We start from the raw sequence: 11,134 nt of genomic DNA on the forward strand, positions 1-11,134 counted from the left end.
GCAGGTAGGGGTTTTGTTTTGTGCGCGAAAAAGTACATTTACAAAAAAGACGACCCTAGGGTCATCTTTTGTTATCCGGAGCGTTAAGCCTCGGGTACAGGACAGCTCAAATCACCTTCCTTGCACTTGAGATAGGCCTTGAACGCTTCGACTCGTGCCTTGGTCTGGGCTGTGATGCAATCGTTGTAGATCAGCGGATAGACGCTGCCGCCCTCGACGCCAGAGGCGGAGAAATTGCATTCGGCGTCACGGAAACCTATCCAGGCTCGTTGTGCCTTGACCAGCGACTGTTTGGCTTTGGGATCGTCCTTCAGGCGTGCTGTAATCTGCTTGTACAGATCGTTCAGCTCTTTGTCGGCAGCCTTGTTTTCCTTGGCTGCGCATTGGTTCATTTCGCTCTGAGTGATGGTATTGGCACAGTCATCGGCTTGGGCTACGGTGCCGAACAGCAAGGGCGCCATGGCCAGAAGCAAGCGAGGGGACATATGGGTCTCTCCTTCAGAGGTTAAAAATATCGTGGGAGTTTACATCGCTTCAGATGGCCCTTAACAACGAAGTGATACAACTTTCCGGTTGGTCTTGTGGTCTTACAAGCCTACTGTTGTACACAGGAGGTGACTCATGCATTCATCCGACCGCATCGAAAGAAAGATTCTGCTCAAGGTCCCGCGCGCCCAGGTCTGGCGAGCCCTGGCCAATGCCGAGGCCTTTGGGCAATGGTTTGGGGTCGCGCTTGAGGGTAAACGCTTCGTAGCGGGTGAGCGCACCCAGGGACAGATTACTTATCCAGGTTACCAGCACCTCATCTGGGACGTAGCGGTGGAGCGGGTGGAGCCCGAACGGGTTTTCGCGTTTCGCTGGCATCCTTACGCCATTGAGCCCCAGGTGGATTATTCCCAAGAGTCCGAAACCCTTGTGCAGTTCGAACTCGAAGACATGGACGGCGGCACTTTACTGAAGGTGGTGGAGTCGGGCTTTAACGAGATTCCCGAGGCGCGCCGACTCAAGGCTTTCCGCATGGACAGCCGTGGTTGGGACGAGCAGATGGCCAATATCGAGGCGTTTCTGAGCAAGGCTTGACGATAATGCCTGTGCGCTCTCAGGGCTTCGGAAGGTTGCCATAGCGAATGTCTTACACGTAATAGCAGTTATATCGTCTGTTGCACTTTGGATCCGACGCGTACTCTGGCCCCATCCACTGAAGCACAGGAAGTGCTCAGGATCAGGGACGATCGACCTTGCAAGGATGGCTATCGACAGGGAGTCGTAATGGTCTTGGAAAAACCCGCTTCGGCGGGTTTTTTTTCGTCCATGAAAAAGCCCGCAAGTGTCGTATATCGAAAGGCTTACACACTGCTGCTGCTTTCTCGCCTTTTCTCAACCCATCGATGGGCCTAACCTGTGTCCATCCACTGAGTACAGGGAGTGCTTGGGGTCATGGATGATTGGAGCAGGCAAGGAATGCCAGACAGGAAGTCAATTTGCTCCTCAGGAAAACCCGCTTCGGCGGGTTTTTTTTCGTCTATGAAAAAGTGCGGCCCCGGAACTGGGATCAGGGTATCGGTGTATCGGTCGACCGTCAGCCACACTGAGCCTGACCTGTTGATGGCGAGCGGACTGATCCGCTCGCCATCGATCACTAGGCAGGAATGTTCAATCGCGCTGCTGCGCGTTGAGCAATCTGCGAGCGTACCCGGAACGATTCCGCTGTACGCCGGTGGGCTTCTTCCAAGACCCGCGCCGGTGCAGTCTCCGGGCGGCCGGCGTCGAACGGCGGGGCAGGGGCGTATTCGAGTTGCAGTTGGACCAACTCGGCCGTGCCTTGATCGAAGAGTTCAGCTGCCAGAGTCAACGCAAAATCGATGCCGGCCGTGATGCCGCCGCCGGTGATCAGGTCGCCGTCACGGACCACGCGGTCGTTGACCGGTGTCGCGCCGAGGGTTTGCAGGAGGGTGTGATAGGCCCAGTGGGTAGTGGCTCGTTTCCCTTGCAACAGACCTGCCGCACCGAGCACCAGCGAACCGGTGCACACCGACGTGATGTACCGCGCATGGCTGGCCTGCAGCCTGATGAAGTCCAGGGTTTGCTCGTCTTCCATCAACGGCCCCACGCCAGTGCCGCCGGGGACGCAGATCACGTCAAGCTTCGGGCAATCCTCGAACGTGGTCGTCGGCAGGAGCACCAGCCCCGTGCTGGCGGTGACTGGTGCCAGATCCTTCCAGATCAAGTGCACTTTCACGCCCGGTAATGAGGCCAGTACGTCATACGGACCGGTGAGGTCCAACTGCTGAACCTGTGGAAACAACAGTAAACCGATTTGCAGTGTCATGATGCTTTTTCCTTGAGTGATGCCAGGGAGCTGGACGATTTCACTTTAGGCCCGTAGGCTCTGGCGAATACGCCAATAACCCCACGAATCACGCCAATATGACAAGCACAGCGAAAACCGTTCACGTCCTGGCTTTTGCCAACGTGCAAGTACTGGATGTCACCGGGCCTTTGCAGGTGTTCGCGTCGGCCAACGACCTGGCTCGCCAGCAGGGTTTGCCGTTGCCCTACGCGCCAACGGTCGTTGCCGTCGGAGGCGGCGCGGTGATGTCCTCGGCGGGTTTGGCGTTGATGGCCGAACCGCTGCCGACCGAAGGCAGCGACACATTGCTGATTGCTGGAGGTTGGGGGGTGTATGAGGCGGCAGAGGATCCGGCGCTGGTAGCCTGGGTCAAGGCGCACGGCTTGCGCTCACGGCGGGTGGCGTCCGTGTGCACCGGGGCGTTCCTGCTGGCCGCCAGCGGTTGGCTGGACGGGCGGCGAGTGGTCACCCACTGGACCCGCTGTGAACAACTGGCCGAGCAGCACCCGCAACTCAAGGTGGAAGCCAATCCAATCTTTATCAACGATGGTCCGGTCTGGACCTCGGCCGGCGTCACCGCCGGCATCGACCTGGCCCTGGCACTGGTTGAAGACGACCTGGGGCGCGCCGTAGCCCTGGAAGTCGCGCGGCAGCTGGTGGTATTTCTCAAGCGTCCCGGCGGGCAATCGCAGTTCAGCGTGACCTTGTCGCTCCAGAAACACGGTGGCCGTTTCGATGAGTTGCATGCCTGGATTGCCGAAAACCTGACCTGTGACCTGGGCCTGCCGGGCCTGGCTGCCGAGGTGGGTATGAGCGAGCGCAGCTTTGTGCGTCACTACCGCGCCGATACCGGCCAGACCCCGGCGCGGGCCGTCGAATTGATTCGGGTGGAAACCGCCCGCCGTCTGCTCGCTGACACCGCCGTGCCGATCAAACGGGTGGCGATGCAATGCGGCTTCGGCAGTGAAGAAACCCTGCGCCGCAGTTTCCTGCGGGCGATGGGGGTGACGCCCCAGGCGTATCGCGAACGGTTTGCCGTCAGCCTTCAAGCAGATCCAGCAGTGCCTTGAGGGTGGCGTCGGGGGCTTCCTGTGGAATGTTGTGGCCCACGCCGGCCAGCACCCGCCGCTCGTAGAAACCGCTGAAATGTTCCGCGTCTTCATCCTGTTCAGGCGCGGGGCCGACACCGTCGTCGGCACCGCAGAGGGAAATGCTCGGCACGCTGATCGGCGGTTTCGCCTCGAGCCGTTCCTCCAGCCACTCCAGCGTCGGGTCTCCCGGCGCGTACATGAAACGATGGCGATAGGAATGAATCACTACGTCGATGAAATCCGGGTTGTCGAAGGACGGGGCGCTGAGAGGATAGCGTTCCGCACCGCGGGCCCAAGTGGGTGACCACAGGCGCCAGAGCAATTCACATAGCTCACGTCGATTCTGCGTCAGCCCTTCGACGCCCCGTGCGGTATGAAAATAGTACTGGTACCACAAACGATGTTCGGTTTCGGGGTCCAGTGGCCAGGTTGAGCGGGGAATATCCTGCACGTTGTAGCCGTCGCCGGTCACCAGGCAACGAACGCGCTCCGGCCATAACGCTGCGACGATACACGCCGCCCGTCCACCCCAATCGTAGCCGCACAATGCCGCTCGGGCGATGCCCAGCGCATCCATCAGATCCAGCAGGTCCTGGGCCAGTGCCGCTTGTTGACCGGAGCGCAGGGTCGCCGGGTTGTTGAACCGGGTCGGGCCGTAGCCGCGAAGGTAGGGCACGATGACCCGATAGCCGCGCTCGGCCAAGGCCTGGGCGACTTCATCAAAAGCCCTGGGGTCGTAGGGGAAGCCGTGCAGCAGGATGACCGGCGTACCGCTGGCGGGGCCCTGCTCTTCATAGGCGATACGCAGCAACGGCGTTACCGCGAAATTGATCCTGGGCGCAAGGTTCATGACGGCCTCCGGCATCGCTTGGTAATGGTCAGGCGGGTTCCTGGTTCACGTATTTGGCCCGATCCGGCGTGAAGGTCACGATCATGTTCGTGCTGGAGCAGGTCAGGGTGCGCTCCAGGGACAAGTCGATGTCCAGGTCCTCACCGCGCAAACCCTGCCACTGGGCGAGGTATTTGAGGCAGCCGAACTTTTCGTTCTTCTTCAGGCTACGGCTGACGCCACCTTTCCAGCCCAGCACCGGCAATTCACCGGCCAGGCAGCGTTGCGCCAGCTCCGGGAATCTCTCCGCCCGGTCGCGGCCGATTTCCCAGCATTTGATCAGGCCCCGGTCCTGGCCTTCCCAAAGGTCTTCGCGGGTCAGGCCCGTGCGGGGCGCGGTGGTAATGGAGCGTTGTATATGGGTCATGTCGAATCCTTGAGTCGGGTTTTTATCGGGCAGCTCCGCTGCACCCGTGAGTGGATCGATCTTAGGAGGGGTTTGGTAGGCTGGCAACCTTATCGCCGTCAATCGGGAGTGTCAGTGATCGCTTTTGTGGCGAGGGCTCACGGCTGCCAATTATTCTTTTCCCCACTCAATTTTCGATCCAGGAAACTCGCGGCGCTGATCAGCGCCAAGTGCGTAAGGGCCTGGGGAGTGTTGCCCAGGTGGTAGCCGTGGCTGTCGAATTCTTCGGCGTATAACCCCAGCGGGTTGGCGTAGCGCAGCAGTTGTTCGAATTCCAGCTGGGCTTTTTCCACGCGGCCGGCGCGGGCGAGGCATTCGACATACCAGAACGAGCAGGCGGCGAAGGAGCCTTCGGTGCCGCTTAGGCCGTCGATGGGGCTGTCGTCGTTGCGGTAGCGGTACACCATGCCATCGCGCACCAGGTTTTTTTCAATGGCGTCCAGGGTGGATAGCCAGCGCGGATCGCGGGCGCTGACGAAGCGCACCAAGGGCATCAGCAGCATCGAGCCGTCGAGGGCGGTGCTGCCCAGGCGCTGCACGAAATGCTGGTGTTCGTCGTTCCAGAAGTTTGTCCAGATGTCTTCGTAGATCGCCTGGCGCGTCTCATCCCAGCGGGCGAACGGCGCGGGCAGGGAGCGTTTTTCCGCCAGGCGGATCGCGCGGTCGACGGCGACCCAGCACATCAGCCGCGAATGCAGGAAGTGCTGCTTGTCGCCGCGCATTTCCCAGATGCCGACGTCTTTGTCTTTCCAGACATCGCACACCTGGTCGATCACCTCGAGGGTGTGTTTCCAGCCTTGATGGGAGATGGCTTCGCCGTATTTGTTGACCAGATACACCGCGTCCATCAGCTCGCCGAAGATGTCCAGTTGCACCTGCTGGTAAGCAAGGTTGCCGATGCGCACCGGTTGCGCGTTGCCGAAGCCGGCGAGGTGCGGCAACTCGGTTTCCGGCAGTTCCAGCCTGCCGTCCAGGCCGTACAGAATGTTGAGTTTGGTCGGCTGCTCGTGGCAGTCGCTGACCCGGCCCCGCAGCCAGCGCATGTAGGCGTTGGCTTCGTCGACGAAGCCCAGGCGCATGAATGCATAGACCGTGAACGAGGCGTCGCGGATCCAGGTGTAGCGGTAATCCCAGTTGCGTTCGCCGCCGCGGGTTTCCGGCAGGCCGAAAGTCGCGGCGGCGAGGATTGCGCCGTGTTTGCGCGAAGTCAGAAGTTTCAGCGCGAGGGCGGAGCGGTTGACCATTTCCCGCCAGCGCCCGCGGTAGTTGGATTGGCCGATCCAGCCGCGCCAGAACGCCAGGGTCCGTTCCAGGCAGAGGGCGCTGACGTCATCCTGAAGCCGTGGGTCGTCGATGCCGCCCAGCAAAAACTCCGCGGTCTGGCCTTGTTCCAGGGTAAACACGGCCGCCGCCGCATCTCCATCCAGGGTCATGGCCTGATCGGAGCACAAGCGCAGGCTCGGTTGCCCCGGCGCCTCAAAGAAAATGTGTGCATCCTGCCGGCGCGCCGTGGTGGTGGCCCGGGCGTAATCGTGACGCACCGCGCAGCGCATGCGAAACGTGGCGCTGCCCACGGTCATGTGCACCTTGCGCATCAGCACGGGCAGATCGTCCTCGCTGTCGCCGATGGGCAGCACGTCGGTGATCTCCACCACGGCGCCGTCACTCAGCCAGCGGGTTTGCAGCACGTTGGTATCCGGTAGATAGATCTGTTGGCGACGCGCGTCAGGCAGGTCTGGCGCGAGCTGGAAAATGCCCGCCGCCGGGGTGTCGAGCAGCGAGCAGAAGATCGACGGGCTGTCGAATTCCGGCCAGCAGAAGAAGTCCACACTGCCCCGGTCGTTGATCAGCGCGGCGGTGCGCATGTCACCGATGATGCCGTGGTTCTCGATGGGGCTTTGCGGTTCGTCATGATCAGCCATTGTCGCGAAACCCCGGATAGAGACTCATCCCACCGTCGATGAACAATGTAGTGCCCACCACATAATCGGACAGGTCCGACGCCAGCCAGACCACCGCGTTGGCGACATCCTCCACATCACCCACGCGGCCGTAAGGGATCAGCTCCAACAGCTTTGCGCCTTGTTCTCCCTCGACCACGTCACGGTTGATGGCCGTGCTGATGGCGCCCGGGGCAATGCTGTTGATGCGGATGCGTTGATGGCTGGTTTCCTGGGCCAGGCTCTGCATCAGCAGGTCGATCCCGCCTTTGGAGGCGGCGTAGTTGACGTGGCCGGCCCAGGGAATGCGCTGATGCACTGAACTCATGTGGATGATCTTGCCGGCGGCCCGGGACACGCCTTGGCGAACGCCCTGTCGGGTGAAGATCCGCAGGGCTTCGCGGGCGCAGAGAAACTGGCCGGTGAGGTTGGTGCCGATCACGGTGTTCCAGTCCTCCAGGCTCATGTCGACGGCGGCCGCATCTTTCTGCAGGCCGGAATTGGCCAGCAGTATGTCCAGCGTGCCAAAGGCATCGAGGGCGCGGGCGAACAGCCGCTCGACGTCCTGTTCCTTCGACACATCGGCGCCGACGGCGATGGCACGACCGCCGTTGTCGTTGATCTCACGGGCCAGGTCTTCGGCCGGGCCGGCGCTGGAATGGTAGTTGAGCACCACTGCGGCGCCGGCATTCGCCAGCGCTCTGGCCGAGCCTGCGCCGATGCCGGAGCTGGCGCCGGTGACGAGGGCGACTTGTTGGGCGAGGGAAATCTGCATGGCTGGGTACCTTCAATAGACGGCCTTATTGGCTGACTGACAGGAGGCGTGGAGAGTTCACTTGCGCGACACAGTCTTCACAAACCCGTCCCATGTCGGCGCTTCCCCGAAGCAGCCCTTTGTGGCAAGTTGCAGGCCCCGGTCGAGGCAACGCTCCATGGCAAACCCCTATCGCGAACTGTTCAACGCTCCCGGCAGCCTGGGTTTCGTGCTGGCGGGAATGATTGCGCGCATGCCGATTTCCATGACGGGCATCGGGTTGATAACCATGCTCTCGCAGCTACAGGGCGGCTACGGGCTGGCCGGTGCGGTGGCGGCCACGTTTGCCTTGGCGACGGCGTTTTGCGCGCCGCAGGTGTCGCGGCTGGTGGATCGTTTCGGCCAGCGCCGGGTCTTGCCGATTGCCGCGTTGGTAGGGGGCGGGGCGTTGTCGATGCTGTTGCTCTGCACGCGATTGCAGGCGCCGCAGTGGACACTGTTCGTGTTTGCCGCGCTGGCCGGCTGCATGCCGAGCATGTCGGCCATGGTGCGGGCGCGCTGGACTGAGTTGTACCGCGGCCAACCGCAGTTGCGCACCGCCTATGCGCTGGAGTCGGTGCTGGATGAGGTGTGTTTCATCGTCGGGCCGCCGCTGTCGGTGGGGTTGTGCGTGGTGGCGTTTCCAGAGGCGGGACCGTTGGCCTCGGTCCTGACGCTGGCGGTCGGGGTGACGGCGTTTGTCTTGCAACGCGGTACCGAGCCGCCGGTGCATCCGCATCAGGCAAATCATCAGGGTTCGATCATTGCGTCCGGCGACGTGCTGTTGCTGCTGTTGTTGATGGTCGCCATGGGCACCATCGTCGGTGTAGTGGACGTGGTCAGCGTGGCCTTCGCCCAGCAACAGGGGCAACCGGCGGCGGCAAGCATCGTGCTGTCGGTGTACGCCTTTGGTTCATGCCTGGCCGGATTGGCGTTCGGTGCGCTTCGTTCGAAGCTGCCGTTGCCGCAGCTGTTTTTGTACGGTGGGATGGGGACGGGTTTGACGACGCTGCCGTTGCTGCTGGCGGCCGATATCACCGGGTTGTCGGTGGCGATGTTCGTGGCCGGGCTGTCCTTCGCCCCGACGCTGATCGTCGCCATGGCCCTGGTGGAGCGCCTTGTGCCGCCGGCCCGACTGACCGAAGGCCTGACCTGGCTGGTGACCGGCCTGAGCATCGGCGTGGCGATCGGTGCGGCCGGCTCCGGTTGGCTGGTGGACAGCTTTGGCGCTCGCAGTGGCTTCTGGCTGGCACTCCTGGCCGGGGCTGTGGTGCTGGCGGCGGCCGTGCAGAGTTACCGGCGTTTGAACTGACCAACGACGCAGACGCGTGCTAACCCTGGCCTGTTCGATGGCCAGTTGGCTGGCCAAGGGACCCTTGGCCGCGACTTCCCCAGAATGGATCCAACGTCACCGGCACAGGCCCCATCACCGGCCCGCAAGACCAACCTCACACGGCTGTGCCGGATCAGAGCACCGAAGCCGTCTGCGGCAGTTTCGGCTGCCGGTATAGGTCCAGCAGCACCTGGTCCAGCACGGACGAAGCGCCCCAGGGTTTCGGATCGTTGAGGATCGCCACCACGGCCCAGGTGTTGCCGTTGATGTCGCGGCTGAAGCCGGCGATGGCGCGGACGGTGTTCAGGGTGCCGGTCTTGATGTGGGCTTCGCCGGCCATGGCGGTGGTCTTGAGGCGCTTGCGCATGGTGCCGTCGGTGCCGGCAATCGGCATCGAGCTGATGTACTCGGCGGCATAAGGACTGTGCCAGGCAGCTTGCAGCATCGCGGCCATTTCCCGGGCGCTGACGCGTTCGGCGCGGGACAGGCCGGAGCCGTTCTCCATCACCAGGTGCGGCGCGGTGATGCCTTTCTTGGCCAGCCATTGGCGCACGACCCGTTGCGCAGCCTTGGCGTCGTCGCCGTCGGCTTCGTTGCGAAACTGGGCGCCGAGGCTCAGGAACAGCTGCTGGGCCATGGTGTTGTTACTGTATTTGTTGATGTCGCGGATGATCTCCGCCAGGTCCGGCGAGAAGGCCCGGGCCAGCAACTTGGCGCTGCTTGGGGTCGAGGCGAGACGATCCTGGCCCTGGATGCTGCCGCCCAGTTCCTTCCAGATCGCCCGCACGGCGCCAGCGGTGTAGGTGGCGTGGTCCAGCAGCGACAGATAGGTCTGGGAGCTGCAACCGTCACCGAGCTGGCCGCCGACGGTCACGGTCACGCTGCCGTCCGCCTGGGGCACCGGGTTGTAGCGCACGCCGCCGGCGCATTGCTTGGAGTTGGCCGCCTTGACCTGGTTCTCGATGCGAATGCTGGCAATCGGCGGTTCCACCGACACCAGCACCCGACCGCCGTCATTACGGGCGACGAAGCGCAGCGCCTTGAGGTTGACCAGCAGGGCGTCGGGCTTGACCAGGAACGGCTTGTTTTCGTCGTTGCCGTCGTCATTGAATTCGGGCAATTGCGGCTGGATGAAGAAGCCGCGGTCCAGCACCAGGTCGCCGGTGACCTGCTGCACGCCATTGGCCCGCAGGTCGCGCATCAGCAGCCAGAGCTTCTCCATGTTCAGCTTGGGGTCGCCGCCGCCCTTGAGGTACAGGTTGCCGTTGAGTATCCCGCTGTTGAGGGTGCCGTCGGTGTAGAACTCGGTTTTCCACTGGTGATTGGGGCCGAGCATCTCCAGGGCCGCGTAGGTGGTGACCAGCTTCATGGTGGACGCCGGGTTGACCGAGACATCGGCGTTGTACACGGTCGGAGTGCCAGGACCATTGAGCGGCACCATCACCAGGGACAGGGCGTTGTCTTGCAGCTTGCTGGTCTTGAGGGCCTTCTGCACGTTGGGCGACAGGGCGGTGTTGATGGTGGCGGCGCTGGTGGAAGCGGGGAGGGCCAGGGGCAGGAGAAGGCTGGCCAGGAGCAGTGGACGCAAAGATCTGATCATGTGAAATAAAACCCTGCAGGCGAGGGGTGAAAAGACGAGGGCATGAAAATGAACGCCCTCAACGGTCATGAAAGTGTCGGCATTATGCCCCAAGCCGCAGCGGCTTGGGCCGTGCCGGAGCCCTTGGAGCGCTATTTTTTACCGGCGGTAGGCCAATCCCCCCGAACAGTCGGGCAATTGATGCGCCAAACTGGTAAAGTGCCGGCCGTTATTACTTATGAGGATTGTTCCAATGGCGACTAACCGTTCCCAGCGTCTGCGCAAAAAACTCTGCGTGGATGAATTTCAAGAGCTGGGTTTCGAACTGAACCTGGATCTCAAAGAAGATCTGGACGACGAGGCTGTTGACCGTTTCCTCGACGCTTTCCTGAAAGAAGCCATGGAAGCCAACGGCCTGGGCTATGTCGGCGGCGACGACTACGGTCTGGTTTGCCTGCAGAAGCGTGGCTCGGTGTCCGAAGAGCAGCGTGCTGCCGTCGAGGCCTGGCTCAAGGCGCGTCCTGAGCTGACCAGCGCTGAAGTCAGCCCGCTGATGGACGTGTGGTACCCGGAGAAGCCGATCAACGCCAAGGCGTGATGGCTTGATGGTCAGAGCCGGCAACCCGTTTGGGTGCCGGCTTTTTTGTTTCTGGCTGTTGGGTATGTGTTGTCCTTCAGGCCGTCATCGCGAGCAGGCTCGCTCCCACAGGGGGGGATGTGAACGACACAAATCCTTTGTGGGAGCGAGCCTGC

General features: G+C 62.1%; 12 protein-coding genes. 5 read left to right on the forward strand and 7 right to left on the reverse strand.

Features of this window, described 5'->3' with window-relative positions; genetic code table 11:
* Window positions 1-83: 83 nt before the first annotated feature.
* Complete coding sequence (locus J7E36_RS23875; protein WP_215008584.1) at window positions 84-485, reverse strand: lysozyme inhibitor LprI family protein; 402 nt, start codon at window positions 483-485, stop codon at window positions 84-86.
* Between the two features lie 136 nt (window positions 486-621).
* Between J7E36_RS23875 and J7E36_RS23880 the strand changes: the two genes are divergently transcribed.
* On the forward strand, window positions 622-1,080 hold the full coding sequence (locus tag J7E36_RS23880; RefSeq protein ID WP_215008586.1) for an SRPBCC family protein: 459 nt from the start codon (window positions 622-624) through the stop codon (window positions 1,078-1,080).
* 559 nt (window positions 1,081-1,639) lie between these two features.
* Here J7E36_RS23880 and inhA read toward each other — a convergent pair.
* Window positions 1,640-2,329 carry an isonitrile hydratase gene (gene inhA / locus J7E36_RS23885; protein WP_215008588.1) on the reverse strand — a complete coding sequence of 230 codons (690 nt, stop codon included), beginning with the start codon at window positions 2,327-2,329 and terminating at the stop codon, window positions 1,640-1,642.
* A 98-nt stretch (window positions 2,330-2,427) separates the two neighbouring features.
* Between inhA and J7E36_RS23890 the strand changes: the two genes are divergently transcribed.
* A complete protein-coding gene (locus tag J7E36_RS23890) occupies window positions 2,428-3,420 on the forward strand; it encodes a GlxA family transcriptional regulator (protein ID WP_215008589.1) in 993 nt (330 codons plus the stop codon).
* Here the strand turns inward: J7E36_RS23890 and J7E36_RS23895 are convergent.
* The 4 genes from J7E36_RS23895 to J7E36_RS23910 form a co-directional block, all read right to left on the reverse strand.
* On the reverse strand, window positions 3,389-4,291 hold the full coding sequence (locus J7E36_RS23895) for an alpha/beta fold hydrolase (RefSeq protein WP_215008591.1): 903 nt from the start codon (window positions 4,289-4,291) through the stop codon (window positions 3,389-3,391). The two genes, J7E36_RS23890 and J7E36_RS23895, sit on opposite strands and share 32 nt — an antisense overlap.
* A gap of 28 nt (window positions 4,292-4,319) precedes the next feature.
* Window positions 4,320-4,697 (reverse strand): hypothetical protein, encoded by a 378-nt coding sequence (locus tag J7E36_RS23900; RefSeq protein ID WP_215008593.1) that lies wholly within the window; start codon window positions 4,695-4,697, stop codon window positions 4,320-4,322.
* A gap of 137 nt (window positions 4,698-4,834) precedes the next feature.
* Window positions 4,835-6,658 (reverse strand): glycoside hydrolase family 15 protein, encoded by a 1,824-nt coding sequence (locus J7E36_RS23905; RefSeq protein ID WP_215008595.1) that lies wholly within the window; start codon window positions 6,656-6,658, stop codon window positions 4,835-4,837.
* Window positions 6,651-7,451 (reverse strand): SDR family oxidoreductase, encoded by an 801-nt coding sequence (locus J7E36_RS23910; RefSeq protein WP_215008597.1) that lies wholly within the window; start codon window positions 7,449-7,451, stop codon window positions 6,651-6,653. The genes J7E36_RS23905 and J7E36_RS23910 overlap by 8 nt, the downstream gene beginning before the upstream one ends.
* Window positions 7,452-7,608: 157 nt before the next feature.
* On the opposite strand from J7E36_RS23910, the gene J7E36_RS23915 reads away from it, so the two are divergent.
* Window positions 7,609-8,781, forward strand: coding sequence for an MFS transporter (locus J7E36_RS23915; RefSeq protein ID WP_215008600.1), 1,173 nt, complete (start codon window positions 7,609-7,611; stop codon window positions 8,779-8,781).
* 154 nt (window positions 8,782-8,935) lie between these two features.
* Here J7E36_RS23915 and dacB read toward each other — a convergent pair whose 3' ends face one another.
* Entirely contained in the window at window positions 8,936-10,402 is a 1,467-nt protein-coding gene (gene dacB, locus J7E36_RS23920) for a D-alanyl-D-alanine carboxypeptidase/D-alanyl-D-alanine endopeptidase (RefSeq protein WP_215008602.1), read from the reverse strand.
* Between the two features lie 42 nt (window positions 10,403-10,444).
* On the opposite strand from dacB, the gene J7E36_RS23925 reads away from it, so the two are divergent.
* Together J7E36_RS23925 and J7E36_RS23930 are read left to right on the forward strand one after the other, a co-directional pair.
* The gene (locus J7E36_RS23925; RefSeq protein ID WP_215008604.1) at window positions 10,445-10,645 is read left to right on the forward strand and encodes a hypothetical protein; all 201 of its coding nucleotides are present in this window, start codon (window positions 10,445-10,447) and stop codon (window positions 10,643-10,645) included.
* A complete protein-coding gene (locus J7E36_RS23930) occupies window positions 10,635-10,979 on the forward strand; it encodes a YggL family protein (protein ID WP_215008606.1) in 345 nt (114 codons plus the stop codon). The genes J7E36_RS23925 and J7E36_RS23930 overlap by 11 nt, the downstream gene beginning before the upstream one ends.
* Window positions 10,980-11,134: the final 155 nt, after the last annotated feature.

Source organism: Pseudomonas fluorescens (assembly GCF_018614775.1).
GTDB classification, from domain to species: domain Bacteria; phylum Pseudomonadota; class Gammaproteobacteria; order Pseudomonadales; family Pseudomonadaceae; genus Aquipseudomonas; species Aquipseudomonas fluorescens_BY.